Raw genomic sequence first — 13,325 nt, forward strand, 5'->3', positions numbered from 1 at the left:
AGAAAACCAAGATGACCCAGCCGCTCGACGGGATCAGAATCATCGATTTCACGCACGTCCAGGCCGGCCCCGCCTGCACCCAGCTCCTTGCGTGGTTCGGAGCCGACGTGATCAAGGTCGAGCGTCCGGGCTCCGGCGACGTGACGCGCACCCAGCTCCGCCACGTCGAGGACGCGGACGCGCTCTACTTCACGATGCTGAACTCCAACAAGCGCTCGCTGACGCTGGACACCAAGACCCAGCAGGGCAAGGAAGTCCTCGAGAAGCTGATCCAAGAGTCCGACGTGATGGTCGAGAATTTCGGCCCCGGCGCGCTCGATCGCATGGGCTTCACCTGGGCCCGCATCCAGGAGCTCAACCCGGGCATGATCCTCGCCTCGGTGAAGGGCTTCTCGGACGGCCACCACTACGAGGATCTGAAGGTCTACGAGAACGTGGCGCAGTGCGCGGGCGGTGCCGCCTCGACCACCGGCTTCTGGGATGGCCCGCCCACCGTGTCGGCCGCCGCGCTCGGCGACTCGAACACCGGCATGCACCTGGCCATCGGCATCCTCACGGCGCTGCACGCCAAGAACAAGACCGGCAAGGGCCAGAAGGTCGCCGTGTCGATGCAGGACTCGGTGATCAACCTCTGCCGCGTGAAGCTGCGCGACCAGCAGCGCCTCGACGCCATCGGCTACCTCGAAGAGTACCCGCAATACCCGCACGGCGAGTTCTCGGACGTGGTGCCGCGCGGCGGCAACGCGGGCGGCGGCGGCCAGCCGGGCTGGGTGCTCAAGTGCAAGGGCTGGCAGACCGATCCGAACGCCTACATCTACTTCACCATCCAGGGTCACGCCTGGGCGCCGATCTGCAAGGCGCTCGGCCGTGAGGAGTGGATCGACGATCCGGCCTACAACACGCCCCGCGCCCGCCAGGACAAGATCTTCGAGATCTTCGCGATCATCGAGGATTGGCTGGCCGACAAGACCAAGTTCGAGGCCGTCGACATCCTGCGCAAGTTCGACATCCCGTGCTCGCCGGTGCTGTCGATGAAGGAGATCGCCGCCGATCCGTCGCTGCGCGCCAGCGGCACCATCGTCGAGGTCCCGCATCCGAAGCTCGGCTCGTACCTGACCGTCGGAAGCCCGATCAAGTTCTCGGACCTGAAGGTCGACATCAAGGCTTCGCCCCTGCTCGGCGAGCACACCGACGAGGTCCTCGCCGGCCTCGGCTACTCGCCTGAGCAGATCGCCGCGATGCACGAGGCTCGCGCGGTCTGACGGGTAACGGCGGGCAGTCCCCCCGGACTGCCCGTACGGAGAGTGCCTCACAAGACTCCCGGTCGCGAACAGCTCTCGCTCTGGCGATGGCGGCGCAGCGGGAGTTTCGTGAGAGACACTGGATGGCCGGCCCCCTTCGGCCATGAATCTCCCGGGACGGGGCATCGCCCCGGGAGCGCTTGACCGGGCACGGTGCCCGGGTTTTTTCCTCCTCCGATGACTTTCCCGGGCCGACCCTGTCGGTCCGGTTTTTCCGTCTCGCGGCCCCGGCTGCCGCGACGCGCCTTCCCCTCGCCATGCGGCCGTGCCGCACTTGAGACCAGAACCGGGCTGCCGTCGCCGATCGCACCGAAGGGCGCCTCCGCCGACCTGCTCTTCGCGGCTCCCGCATGCCCACAGGCCTCGCCCGGCGCTGACAAGTGAGGTTGGGCGAGGCCCCGCACGGCTGCGCCGCGGACGCGATGACCACCGAGGTCGAGAGTCTGCACCCGGAGATGTCGCACGCCCAGATCGCGGTGCGCATGGCCCGGAGCGGCCACCCCACTCTACCCGTGGTCGAGCCGGAGGACGTCGGCGTCGAAGAACCCGGAGCCGCTGCCGGCGCAACGTCCTGAAAGGCGGCCGCCGGCTGTCGGAAAACACGATGTCCAGACAAGAGGATCGATCACGCGCCCGGATCGGATATCCGGGAGAGTGATCGAGGCAGGCCCGCGGCTCAGGCGAAGAAGTCGCCGAGGAAGAAATCGACGGCCTGGGCCACCACGTCCGGATTGTAGGCGTGCGGCCCGTCATACTCGACATAGGTCAGATCGTAGCCCGCCCCCCGCAGCAGCCGGGCGTGAGTCCGGGCGCTGCGGTCGATGCCGATCTGCTCGTCGCGCGTCCCGTGCGACATGAAGATTTTCGGCGCGCCCGCCTGCACCTGCACGGACAGGAAGCCCGCCGAGGACACGATGATGTGGCTGACCCGGTCGCCGTTGGTGAGGCCGAGCGAGAGCGCGTAGCTGCCCCCGTCCGAGTGCCCCGCGAAGGCGAGATGGCCGGGATCGATCAGGAAGCGGTCGGCGACCTCGGCAAGCGCCCGGTCGAGCCGCTCCCGGTCGGGGCCGTTGCCGGCAATCACCAGATCCCAGGTCGGATGGAGCGATTGCGGTGCGAGCAGCAGGAAGCCGCGCGACTTGGCATGACCCTCCAGCATCGGCAGGATCTTTTCGGCATGCCCGCCGCCGCCGTGGAACAGGACCACGAGAGGCGTCGGCAGACGCGCATCGATGTGTTCGGGCACGCAGAGGACGGCGTCGCGGGTCTCGAACAGGCCGAGTGCGTGGCGGCCGGGGGGAAGCGGCGGCTTGCTCGGCAGGCGCGGCAGGAAGGCGAGCCGGCCGGTCAGGCGCGGATCGATGGGAGCAGTCGGGTCGATCCCGGAGGCCATGGGACATCTCGCTGAGGGAGCCCACCCCGCTCCTCATGCTGAGGTACCCGCGAGAGCCGCCCTCGAAGCACGCCTGAACCGAGATCCCGGACGCCTCGGCGGGCGCGCGTCGGGTCAGGGTTGTGGCAGCGTCCGTGCGTGCTGCGAGGCTCCGCTTCGCTGCGCCCTCAGCATCAGGGAGGTGGGTGGTTACCGGGGCCGGAGCGCCGATCGGCAGCTCTGGCCGTGAAACGAGGAAGACCGCGGTGCCGGGGGCACCGCGGTCCTTTCAAGGCGCGAGGGCCTCGCCTTACTTCTTCTTTTTCAGCGTGCTCTGCGGGTTGAGGCTGCCGATGTTGCCGCTCTCGCTGCCGGCCTCCGGGTCGATGACCGCGTTGATGAGGGTCGGCTTGCCGGAATCCATCGCCTCGTCCACGGCCCGCTTCAGCTCGTCCGGCGTGGTGACGTTCACGCCGATGCCGCCGAAGGCTTCCATCATCTTATCGTAGCGGGAGTCCTTCACGAACACCGTCGTGCCGGGGTCGCGCCCGGTCGGGTCGATGTCCGTGCCGCGATAGATGCCGTTGTTGTTGAAGATCACGATGCAGACCGGCAGCTCGTAGCGGCAGATGGTCTCCACCTCCATGCCGGAGAAGCCGAAGGCCGAGTCGCCCTCGACCGCCAGCACCGGCTTGCCGGTCTCGACGGCTGCGGCGACCGCGAAGCCCATGCCGATGCCCATCACGCCCCAGGTGCCGACGTCCAGACGCTTGCGCGGCTGGTACATGTCGATGATGCCGCGGGCGAGGTCGAGGGTGTTGGCGCCCTCATTGACGAGGATCGCGTCGGGCCGCTCCTTGATGACAGTGCGCAGCGCGCCGAGCGCCGAGTGGAAGCACATCGGCGACGAGTTCTTCATCAGCTTCGGGGCCATCTTGGCGATGTTGGCCTCGCGCTTGGAGCGGATGGTCTCGAGCCAGTTCTGGGGCGCGCCCTTCCAATCCTTGCGGATGCCGTCGAGCAGCGCCTCGACGCAGGAGCCGATATCGCCGACGAGGGGGGCGGCGATCTCGACGTTCGAGTCCATCTCGCGCGGCTCAATGTCGATCTGGATGAAGCGCTTGGAGCCCGGCTCACCCCAGGTCTTGCCCTTACCGTGGGAGAGCAGCCAGTTGAGGCGGGCGCCCACCAGCACGACGACGTCGGAATCCTTGAGCGCGGTGGAGCGCGCCGCGCCCGCCGAGAGCGGGTGGGTGTCGGGCAGGAGGCCCTTGGCCATGCTCATCGGCACGTAGGGGATGCCGCTCTCCTCGACGAGCGCACGCACCGCCTCGTCGGCCTGGGCGTAGGCCGCGCCCTTGCCGAGGATGATCAGCGGACGCTCGGCCGACTTCAGGAGATCGAGGGCGCGGGTCACCGAGGCCGGGGCCGGGATCTGGGCCGGAGCCGGATCGATCACCTTCACCAGCGAGCGCGCGCCGAGATCGGCGTCGATGACCTGCGAGAAGAGCTTGGCGGGCAGATCGAGATAGACGCCGCCGGGGCGGCCGGACACCGCGGCTCGGATGGCGCGGGCGACACCGATGCCGATATCGGCGGCGTGCAGCACGCGGAAGGCGGCTTTGCACAGCGGCTTGGCGATGGCGAGCTGGTCCATCTCCTCGTAGTCGCCCTGCTGCAGATCGACGATCTCACGCTCGGAGGAGCCGGAGATCAGGATCATCGGGAAGCAGTTGGTGGTGGCGTTGGCCAGCGCGGTCAGGCCGTTGAGGAAGCCCGGCGCGGAGACCGTGAGGCAGATGCCGGGCTTCTTGGTGAGGAAGCCGGCGATCGCGGCGGCGTTGCCCGCGTTCTGCTCGTGGCGGAAGGAGATGACCCGCATGCCCTCGGCCTGGGCGAGACGCCCGAGATCGGTGATCGGGATGCCGGGCACGTTGTAGATCGTCTCGATCCCGTTGAGCTTGAGCGCGTCGATGACGAGGTGGAAGCCGTCCGTCAGCTCCGCCTCCTCGTGGGGCACGGCGCCCGCGGTGATCGCGTCGATGTTCTGGGCCTGGACGGTCATGCGGCGTTCTCCCTGATGATTGGATGTCGTGTCCCGCTCGGGGCCCGATGGCGTCGGGCCGATGCGGCGCGGTGCCTTAGCCGGTGTCTTGGCCGGCGCCTTGCGCAACGCCTCTCCCGGCGTGCGGACCGTGCAGCGGACGGCCGGTCTTGTTGCGACAGATCTGGCATACCAAATACCAAATGGCCGGTCAAACGGAACCAGCGCCTTTTCTCCCGCGTGTTGCGGGCGCCCGGCTGGCTCTTCCGTTGCCCCCTCCGGCAGCGGCGCGGACGGGACGCTGGCCCTCCATGAAGACACACGCCGAGCATCATCGCCGCGGCGCGTGTCTCGTCATACCCAATCCGGCCGATCCCTTCGGGATGGCGGATTTGGACTTCGCTCAACCGCCATATAGGCTTGCTGATACGGTCTCCGACCTGATCAAGCGGAGACCGTATCAATCGGGGCGGCCGGCCACCGATGCCCTCAGGCGAGCTTGACTGCCCGCGCCTCGTCCGCTCCGGCGATTTCCGCTTCCGCCGCGAGGTAGCGCCGCCGCATCGGCTTCAGAACGAAGACCGCGAGCGCGGCGGCCAGGATGTTCAGCCCGATGATGAGGCCGAACACCGCCGACCAGCCGTAATGCGCCGACAGGACGCTGGCGAAGGGAACGAGGAAGGCCGCGGTGCCCTTGGCGGTGTAGAGCAGACCGGCATTGCTGGCTGCATACTTCGAGCCGAAGGTATCACCGCAGGTCGCGGGGAACAGCGAGTAGATCTCCCCGAACACCCCGAAATACATCGCCGTGCACAGAACGAAGATGATCGGGTTGCGGCCGTAGCCCAGCAGCAGAATGCAGGCCGTCGCGGCGATGACGAAGGCGATGAACATCGTGTTCTCGCGGCCGATATTGTCGGACACCCAGCCGAAGAACGGCCGGCCGAACCCGTCGAAGATGCGGTCGAGTGAGATGGCCAGGGTGAGCGCGGCCATCTGCAGGCCGAACAGGTTCATCGTCACACCCGCGACCTTGAAGTCGTGGGCGATCGGAGCGATCTGCGCCGCCGCCATCAGGCCGCCGGAGGCGACCATCACGAACATCGCGTACATCGTCCAGAAGACGGGCGTGCGCACTGCCTCCTTCGGGCTGCGGTCGATCTTGGTCTGGGGCAGGCGCAGGTTCTTGCGCTGGATCGGCACGGCGACCGACGGCTTGCGCAGGAAGAGCGACAGCAGGAGGACGATGGCGCCCTGGCCGAGCCCGAAGACGAGAAACGCCCTCTGGTAGCCGCTCGCGGCGATCATGTTCGCGATCGGGATCACGGTGATGGCCGCGCCCGCGCCGAAGCCTGCCGCGGTTGCCCCCGCGGCGAGGCCGCGCCGGTCGGGAAACCATTTCAGGGCGTTGCCGACGCAGGTGCCGTAAACAGAGCCCGCCCCGATGCCGCCGATCACGGCCGCCGTGTAGAGCAGGAAGAGCGAGTCGGCGTAGGCGTTGAGCGTCCAGGACAGGGCGATCATGAGCCCGCCGAAGCCGACCACGAGGGTCGGGCCGTAGCGATCGACGAACCACGTCTCGATCGGCACCAGCCAGGTCTCGGTGGCAACGAAGATGGTGAAGGCGAACTGGATCGCCGTGCGGCCCCATTGGTGCTGCGCGTCGATCGGATCGACGAACAGGGTCCAGCCGTACTGAAGGTTGGCGATCATCGCCATGCACAGCACGCCGAAGGCAAGCTGCCACCACTTGGCGGACGGCGCATCCGAAGGCGTCTGTTGACGCGCGTGCTGCTCTGCCGGTTGGAAAACCATCCGGTATCTCCTTTTAGATTTCCGATGTTCCCCCGGGCGCCGCATTGAGCATGACGATGCCGGGCAGACACTCTGCCGAGGGGGATGGAGGTCAGGCGGGAAGGCTGCGGCACTCCGGCAGGCCGACGAGGGCGCCGATTTCGGCGCGTCTCGTTCGATCGACGGCCGAAGGTCCGCGGTGAGGACCCGTCGGCGCGCGCCGGGCAGTCAGGCCCGGTGCGCGTCGATGATCGTGGTCAGCCGGACGAACGGTCCGGAGGCGCCGTTCAGTGCGCCGTGGCCGTCTTCGGCTCGGTCGCCGCCGCCGCATCGCGCGTATAGGCCTGCCGCATCGGCTTGAGGACGAAGATCGCCATCAGGGCCGCGAGGATGTTGAGCGCGGCCGCCGCCAGGAACACCGCGTGCCAGCTCCCGGTCATGGTGGTGAGGATGCTGGTATAGGGCACGATCAGCGCCGCCGTGCCCTTGGCGGTGTAGAGCAGGCCGGCATTGGTGGCGGCGTATTTCGAGCCGAAGGTGTCGCCGCAGGTGGCAGGGAACAGCGAGTAGATCTCACCCCAGGCGAAGAACACGAGGCCGGTCAGGATCACGAACATGATCGGGTCCTGGCCGAACTGGCTCAGCATGTAGATGCCCACGCCCTCGATGCCGAAGGACAGGAACATCGTGTTCTCGCGGCCGATATGATCGGAGATCCAGCCGAAGAGCGGTCGGGTCACGCCGTTGAGCACCCGATCGATGGTGGCGGCGAAAGTCAGGGCCGGCAGGGTGATGCCGAACAGGCTGACGGGCACGTCGGCGATGTGGAAGTCCTTGGCGATCGGGCCGAGCTGCGCGGTCGCCATCAGGCCGCCGGCGGCCATCATCACGAACATCGCGTACATCACCCAGAAGATCGGGGTGCGGACCATCTCACCCGGCGAGAAGTCGCGCCGGCTCTGGCTGACGCGGGCGATTTCGGGCACCTGCCCCTTCTTCGGCGCCACCAGGAACAGGGCGATCAGCATCACCACGAGGCCCTGGCCGAGGCCGAACCAGAGGAAGGCCGACTCGTAGCTGTAATGGTGGATCACGGCCTGGATCGGCACCACGGTGAGCGCGGAGCCCGCGCCGAAGCCCATCGCAGTGAGGCCGGCGGCGAGGCCGCGACGGTCGGGAAACCACTTGAGCGAGTTGCCGACGCAGGTGCCGTAGACCGCGCCCGCTCCCGTGCCGCCGATGACGGCGCCGATATAGAGCATCGTCAGCGAGTCGGCGTAGGCGTTGACCACCCAGGCGAGCCCGCACATCAGGCCGCCGACGAGTGTCACGACCCGCGGGCCGTACTTGTCGACGAACCAGCCCTCGATCGGGACGAGCCAGGTCTCGGTGACGACGAAGAGGGTGAAGGCGACTTGGATCGCGGCGCGGTCCCAGCCGTGCCGCTCTTGGATCGGGTTGACGAAGAACGTCCACCCGTACTGCATGTTGGCGATCATGCACATGCAGACGATGCCGAACAGCAATTGCAGCCAACGGTTCGTAGGCGCTGAAGCGCCTGTCGTGGATAGATCGGTCATGGACGTATCTCCAGTGTACGCTCGATTTTCCGAGCTTTTTGGTCAGTTTTAGTCCTAAAATATTTTTGTAAAAATAGAAGTATTATTGCTTGATGCAGGCAGAAAGCGCGAACACTCGGTCAGCGCCGCAATGATCTTCTTGAAAGGCCGAAATGTTTTCGTGTGACACCTCCGCCAACGGGCTCTGCCGAATTCTGGACGATGGTCTTGCGCGAACGAGGGCCGGGGGCTCTGCGGGCCCCGTACCGAGAAGGGACGTGCTGCCGAGCTTGCTGCTCTGCCCCATGGCGTGAAGGCCGGTGGCTCGATCTTGCCAGCCGGTCCGGACGCGGCGGCACCATAATTCAAAATGTCGGATTGACAATAGGTATGCTGTATACCAGCCTGCATTCCAAGGCGGCCCCGGTCGAGAGGCATGCCGATGGAGGAGCGCCGTGTTTGGAACGATGCGCCGTGAGCCGGATGCCGCGGGTGTCCGCACCATTCACAGAGACCGCTCGGTGGCCGAGGCGGCGCAGCTTCTCGCCCAGCCGGGAACGGGTGCCCTCGTCGTCGTCGAGGGCGAGGCCGACGGGACGGTGACAGGTCTTCTCACGCAGCGCGACATCTTCCGTGCGGTGGCGGCCGACGGTCCCGAGATCTACAGCCGCAGCGTCTGGCTCATCACCGACCCCGATTTTCCCGCCGTCGATATCGGGGCCTCGGCGCAGGAGCGCCTGAAGACCTTCTGCGAGCGGAGGGTCGACCACATCGCCCTGATGGAGTCCTGCCGCATCCGCGCGATCCTGAGCATCTGGGATTGTGCCGGCCAAGAATTTGGCAAAGACATCGGCGCCAACATCGGCCAGGCGCGGGCCGCGGCGACTCCACAGGCATCACCGCATCCGTGAAGGCGCAAGGCCCCGCTTGCATGCGATGGTCGCCGCGCACGACGCATCGACACCGTAGACCGCATCCGATGGAGCGGGCACAAGGCATCGGGCGTTGTGCGAGAATGAACCGGAACCGGTCGGACAACATCTCCGAGAAAAGGCGCCCGCCATGGAAACCCCGATGAAACATCTGACCGTCGTCGAGTGTCCGATCGTCTTTCCGGGCGAGAACGAATTCGGCGTGTCGAGCATCGACATGCTGCCGCGCCTCGGTATCGCCGGCGGACTAGAGAGCCGCCACATCCGCGTTCTCGACGAGCGCATCATCGCCGTGTGTATCTGGCGCAGCTCGTTCTGCGCCAAGCTGTTCTTCGATGCCGCCTGGCACGAGCGGGCCGCGACCCTCTGGGGCGAGGCCTACCAGATCCGGTTCGAGGCGATCGAGAACGCCTCCGCCGCCTGATCGGCACAGACGGGCCGCGGCAGGGAGGGCCGGCGCGATGAACGAAGCGGCGTCGGCCCTCGCAGACATCGCCTCGCTGGCGGCGCCCGCGGATGCGCCGGCCTTCGATGCCTGGAATCCGGGGCTCGAACCCGGCCTGCCGCGGGCGATGCGCCCGTTCGCCACGCTGTTCCGTCCGGAAAACGTCTCCGTCAGTTACCCTGAGATTCTCGAACTCTCCGACTTGAGCGGCCTGCCCGCGACCCAGATCGCGCCCTTCCGGCCCGAGCGTCTCGCCGTCCACGAAGTGCTGATCCGGGTGATGGCCGACATCTCGGTGCCGGTCGGCGAGGTCTATGCCGATCTCGGCCTGAACTTCCGGCACATCGTCACCACCCTCCTACACGAAGGCGTGGCACAGCGCTTCGATGCGGTCGCGGCCGCGTACGAGGCCGTCCGCGTTGAGGCCGACACGATCCTGGACCGCGAGCTCTCAGCCCTGCTCGACGAGGCGCCCGCGCCGGTGCCCGAGCCGGCGTCCGGCTGGGGGCGGTGGCTTGCCCGCCTCGGTGCACGCGAACGCCCCTCTTCCCGGAGTGCCCCACCGGCCAGCGATGGCCAAGCCAGTCTCCTTGCTCGCCTCGACGCGCGGTGCGCCGCCGCCGGTGAAGCCGACACCCTGGAGAGCTCCGTCCGCGAGGCGCTCCGCACGGTGTTCGGCCACGTCATCGCCCGCCAGGGCATGCTGATCCGTGATCGGGCGCTGCTGCGGCGGCTCGCCGGGATCCTCGTCACCAACCGCTGCGGCAGTGACCGGATCGGCACGCTGATCGCGCCATGGATCGAGGCCGTCGCCGAGGCGCAGGGCTACCATCGGCCAGAGCCCCAGGCGCAGCCGGTGGTGATGACCGTCAAGGGTGCCTCGGCCTCGGGCAAGAGCACGATCCGGCCCTACCAGCGCGGTCTTGCGGAACGGATCGGTGCCTCCTGGCAGGATTTCGCCGTCATCACCCCCGACGTCTGGCGCAAGTTCCTGCTCGACTACGACAGCCTCGGCACCGCCCGCCGCTACGCCGGCCCGCTGACCGGCCACGAGGTCGAGATCGTCGATGCCAAGCTCGACCGCTACATCACCCGCAAGGCAGCCGACGGCCGCCTCTCGCACCTGCTGATCGACCGCTTCCGCTTCGACAGCTTCTCGACGGAGGCCGGCAGCGACGGCGCCGGCCAGCTCCTGACCCGGTTCGGCCACCGGGTCTTCCTGCAGTTCATGGTCACGCCGCCCGAGGAAACCGTGGAGCGGGCCTGGAAGCGGGGCGAGGAGTTCGGACGCTACAAGGCGGTGGAGGATCTGCTCGCGCACAATGTCGAGGCCTATACCGGCATGCCGCGGCTGTTCTTCAACTGGGTCCTGCGCCGCGACCGGCCGGTCTTCTTCGAATTTCTCGACAACAGCGTGCCCAAGGGCGCCCGTCCGCTCACCATCGCCTTCGGCACGAACGACACGATGACGATCCTCGACGCGAGAGCCCTGCTGGCGATCGAGCGCTACCGGCGGATCGACATTCGCGCCCGCAGCGCGGCCGAGGTCTATCGCGGCGTCGAAGAGACGCCTGAGGCGGATGCGGGCTTCCTGCGGGAGGTGTTGCGGCGGCTTGCCGTCGTGCGCTTCGCCGACCGCGAGACGGGCCGGGTCTTCGCGCGTTTCGAGCAAGGTCGGCTTCTCGGTCTCGACCGGGCGGGGCTGGCAGCCGCCCTCAACGAGGACGGGACGGCGCAGGCGCTCTCGGCGGTTGGCCTACGGGAACGGACCGGTGAAGCTCCGCCGCTCGACGAGAGGCTTTCCCCAACCGAGACATCGACGCTCGGTGCCTGGGGTCGCGACGTCGTTCAGACGATCCGCTGACCGCCGCGCCCGGTCTGTCGCGACATCCTCGGATCGCTGTCAGGCAAACTCCCTCACCGGGGCTGCTCGACCCTGCCCATCGCACCAGATCCCATGGCGGCGTTCGCGGGCAGGTGACGTCGGCCCGAATCTGGTATTTTGTACTTCATATCACGAAGAGTCGGGCTATCTTATGTGCACCGCACCATAGCCCATTGCCAGCGCGCATTGTCGGAGACCATCATGCTCGCCACTTGGCTCGCCGCGCTTCTCTTCTTCGGTGCCCTGCAGGCGCTGCTCGTCGTCAAGCTGGCCGACCGTCTGACCATCTCCGATGCAACGCCGGACAATCAGGCCGCCCGCGATGCCAAGGCGCGGCAGACCGCCGGCCGCTACGCCGACGCGGCTTGAATCGCGCCGAAAACGTCACGCGCAGCGACGCTTGCAGGAGTCGGCAAAGGGAACACGCCCGAACCACTCTCTGTCACGGCGAAGCCTGCATCCGAGCGCGGCGTCCCATCAAGGAACGCCTGTAGCTCGGCCTCGGAAACGTGTCCGAACGCCTCCACGAGATCGGCCAGGGCGTCGTCCAGAGCGTTCTCGGTCATCACCGCATCCTCCGGATGCCGATCCGGAGAGAGATCACATCCCCTGCTCAGGATCGAAACGTTCGCCTTGGTATTTGGCATACCAGAGGCTTGGAAATCAAGTTCCGATCCCGCGCCCAATCGCAAAATAAGACCGATCGCTACTCTGCGGCGATGCGGTGGACGCCGCCGACGGCGCCCGAACCGAGGATGTCGCCGATCTCGGCATCCGTGCAGCCGAGCACCTCGCGCAGGATCTCGTCCGTATGCTCGCCGAGGAGCGGCGCTCGGGTGACCTCGGTCGGGCTCGCCGAGAGTTTGATCGGATTGCCCACCGTCAGGTAGGCGCCGCGCGTCGGGTGGTCGACTTCCACCACCGTCCCGTTCGCTCGCAGCATCGGATCCTCGGCGATCTCCTTCATCGACAGGATCGGCCCGCACGGAATCTCGTAGGCGTTGAGGATCTCCATCGCCTCGAACTTGTCGTGCTTCATCGTCCAGGCTTCGATGCGCGTGAAGATCTCGTTGAGATGCGGAAGCCTCGCCTTCGGCGTGGCGTAGGCCGGATCGTCCTTCCAGTCCGGCTCGCCGATGATGTCGCAGATCGAGCCCCAGACCGCCCCTTGCGTGATGAAGTAGATGTAGGCGTTGGGATCCTGTTCCCAGCCCTTGCACTTCAGGATGCGGCCGGGCTGGCCGCCGCCGGAATCGTTGCCCGCCCGCGGCACCGCCTCGCCGAAGGGGACGCCCTCGCCGTACTGGCTGTATTCCATCAGCGGGCCATGGCCGAGACGCTGCTGGTCGCGCAGCTTCACCCGGCAGAGGTTGAGCACCCCGTCCTGCATCGCGCAGTCGACCCGCTGCCCCTGCCCCGTCTGGGTGCGCTGGTAGAGCGCCGTGACGATGCCGAGCGCAAGGTGCAGGCCGGTGCCGGAATCGCCGATCTGGGCGCCCGAGACCATCGGCACGCCGTCGCGCCAGCCGGTGGTGGAGGCCGCGCCCCCGACGCATTGGGCGACGTTCTCGTAGACCTTGCAATCTTGATAGCGACCGGGGCCGAAGCCCTTCACCGAGGCCAGGATCAGCCCCGGATTGGCGGTCTGGAGCTTCTCCCAGGTCAGCCCCATGCGGTCGAGCGCACCGGGGGCAAAGTTCTCGACCAGCACGTCGCACTCGGCAATCAGACGCCAAAGGATGGCATTACCCTTCGGGTTCTTGGCGTCGAGCGTGATCGAGCGCTTGTTGTGGTTCAGCATCGTGAAATAGAGGCTGTCCACACCGGGAAGGTCCTGCAGTTGCTGGCGCGTGGCATCGCCCGCGCCCGGCCGCTCGACCTTGATCACGTCGGCTCCGAACCAAGCGAGCAGTTGCGTGCAGGTCGGCCCCGACTGGACGTGGGTGAAGTCGAGGATCCGAACGCCTTCGAGCGCCTTGCCCATCGCAGGTCT

Annotated in this window: 12 protein-coding genes; 6 read left to right on the forward strand and 6 right to left on the reverse strand. The window is 67.1% G+C overall.

Annotation, left to right across the window (positions count from 1 at the left end):
* Nucleotides 1–11 precede the first annotated feature (11 nt).
* Together frc (LPC10_RS05720) and LPC10_RS05725 are read left to right on the forward strand one after the other, a co-directional pair.
* Nucleotides 12–1,262, forward strand: a complete 1,251-nt coding sequence (gene frc, locus LPC10_RS05720; RefSeq protein WP_108939065.1) for a formyl-CoA transferase — start codon at nt 12–14, stop codon at nt 1,260–1,262.
* Between the two features lie 461 nt (nt 1,263–1,723).
* The gene (locus tag LPC10_RS05725) at nt 1,724–1,876 is read left to right on the forward strand and encodes a hypothetical protein (protein ID WP_231345834.1); all 153 of its coding nucleotides are present in this window, start codon (nt 1,724–1,726) and stop codon (nt 1,874–1,876) included.
* 101 nt (nt 1,877–1,977) lie between these two features.
* Here the strand turns inward: LPC10_RS05725 and LPC10_RS05730 are convergent, their stop codons facing one another.
* From LPC10_RS05730 to oxlT (LPC10_RS05745), 4 genes are all read right to left on the reverse strand, one after another.
* Nucleotides 1,978–2,694: an alpha/beta hydrolase gene (locus LPC10_RS05730; protein WP_231345835.1), complete on the reverse strand. Its 717-nt coding sequence runs from the start codon at nt 2,692–2,694 to the stop codon at nt 1,978–1,980.
* A 289-nt stretch (nt 2,695–2,983) separates the two neighbouring features.
* Nucleotides 2,984–4,738 (reverse strand): oxalyl-CoA decarboxylase, encoded by a 1,755-nt coding sequence (gene oxc / locus LPC10_RS05735; protein ID WP_133090189.1) that lies wholly within the window; start codon nt 4,736–4,738, stop codon nt 2,984–2,986.
* 468 nt (nt 4,739–5,206) lie between these two features.
* Nucleotides 5,207–6,532: an oxalate/formate MFS antiporter gene (oxlT, locus tag LPC10_RS05740; RefSeq protein WP_231345836.1), complete on the reverse strand. Its 1,326-nt coding sequence runs from the start codon at nt 6,530–6,532 to the stop codon at nt 5,207–5,209.
* 266 nt (nt 6,533–6,798) lie between these two features.
* The gene (gene oxlT, locus LPC10_RS05745) at nt 6,799–8,091 is read right to left on the reverse strand and encodes an oxalate/formate MFS antiporter (protein WP_231345837.1); all 1,293 of its coding nucleotides are present in this window, start codon (nt 8,089–8,091) and stop codon (nt 6,799–6,801) included.
* A 434-nt stretch (nt 8,092–8,525) separates the two neighbouring features.
* Between oxlT (LPC10_RS05745) and LPC10_RS05750 the strand changes: the two genes are divergently transcribed.
* The 4 genes from LPC10_RS05750 (at nt 8,526) to LPC10_RS05765 (ending at nt 11,701) form a co-directional block, all read left to right on the forward strand.
* Nucleotides 8,526–8,981 (forward strand): cyclic nucleotide-binding/CBS domain-containing protein, encoded by a 456-nt coding sequence (locus tag LPC10_RS05750; RefSeq protein ID WP_231345838.1) that lies wholly within the window; start codon nt 8,526–8,528, stop codon nt 8,979–8,981.
* Nucleotides 8,982–9,144: 163 nt separating this feature from the next.
* Entirely contained in the window at nt 9,145–9,426 is a 282-nt protein-coding gene (locus LPC10_RS05755; protein WP_231345839.1) for a hypothetical protein, read from the forward strand.
* Nucleotides 9,427–9,463: 37 nt separating this feature from the next.
* Complete coding sequence (locus LPC10_RS05760; protein ID WP_231345840.1) at nt 9,464–11,311, forward strand: zeta toxin family protein; 1,848 nt, start codon at nt 9,464–9,466, stop codon at nt 11,309–11,311.
* Between the two features lie 222 nt (nt 11,312–11,533).
* Nucleotides 11,534–11,701: a hypothetical protein gene (locus tag LPC10_RS05765; protein WP_231345841.1), complete on the forward strand. Its 168-nt coding sequence runs from the start codon at nt 11,534–11,536 to the stop codon at nt 11,699–11,701.
* Here LPC10_RS05765 and LPC10_RS05770 read toward each other — a convergent pair.
* Both LPC10_RS05770 and frc (LPC10_RS05775) read right to left on the reverse strand, forming a co-directional pair.
* Nucleotides 11,683–11,898, reverse strand: a complete 216-nt coding sequence (locus LPC10_RS05770) for a hypothetical protein (protein ID WP_231345842.1) — start codon at nt 11,896–11,898, stop codon at nt 11,683–11,685. The two genes, LPC10_RS05765 and LPC10_RS05770, sit on opposite strands and share 19 nt — an antisense overlap.
* 140 nt (nt 11,899–12,038) lie before the next feature.
* Complete coding sequence (gene frc / locus LPC10_RS05775) at nt 12,039–13,316, reverse strand: formyl-CoA transferase (protein WP_231345843.1); 1,278 nt, start codon at nt 13,314–13,316, stop codon at nt 12,039–12,041.
* Nucleotides 13,317–13,325 lie beyond the last annotated feature (9 nt).

Source organism: Methylorubrum sp. B1-46, from assembly GCF_021117295.1.
Classification (GTDB): Bacteria; Pseudomonadota; Alphaproteobacteria; order Rhizobiales; family Beijerinckiaceae; genus Methylobacterium.

Coding starts and splice junctions, on each gene's coding strand:
- frc (WP_108939065.1), top strand. CDS start 12: ATGACCCAGCCGCTCGACGGGATCAGAATCATCGATTTCACGCACGTC.
- LPC10_RS05725 (WP_231345834.1), top strand. CDS start 1,724: ATGACCACCGAGGTCGAGAGTCTGCACCCGGAGATGTCGCACGCCCAG.
- LPC10_RS05730 (WP_231345835.1), bottom strand. CDS start 2,694: ATGGCCTCCGGGATCGACCCGACTGCTCCCATCGATCCGCGCCTGACC.
- oxc (WP_133090189.1), bottom strand. CDS start 4,738: ATGACCGTCCAGGCCCAGAACATCGACGCGATCACCGCGGGCGCCGTG.
- oxlT (WP_231345836.1), bottom strand. CDS start 6,532: ATGGTTTTCCAACCGGCAGAGCAGCACGCGCGTCAACAGACGCCTTCG.
- oxlT (WP_231345837.1), bottom strand. CDS start 8,091: ATGACCGATCTATCCACGACAGGCGCTTCAGCGCCTACGAACCGTTGG.
- LPC10_RS05755 (WP_231345839.1), top strand. CDS start 9,145: ATGAAACATCTGACCGTCGTCGAGTGTCCGATCGTCTTTCCGGGCGAG.
- LPC10_RS05760 (WP_231345840.1), top strand. CDS start 9,464: ATGAACGAAGCGGCGTCGGCCCTCGCAGACATCGCCTCGCTGGCGGCG.
- LPC10_RS05765 (WP_231345841.1), top strand. CDS start 11,534: ATGCTCGCCACTTGGCTCGCCGCGCTTCTCTTCTTCGGTGCCCTGCAG.
- LPC10_RS05770 (WP_231345842.1), bottom strand. CDS start 11,898: ATGACCGAGAACGCTCTGGACGACGCCCTGGCCGATCTCGTGGAGGCG.
- frc (WP_231345843.1), bottom strand. CDS start 13,316: ATGGGCAAGGCGCTCGAAGGCGTTCGGATCCTCGACTTCACCCACGTC.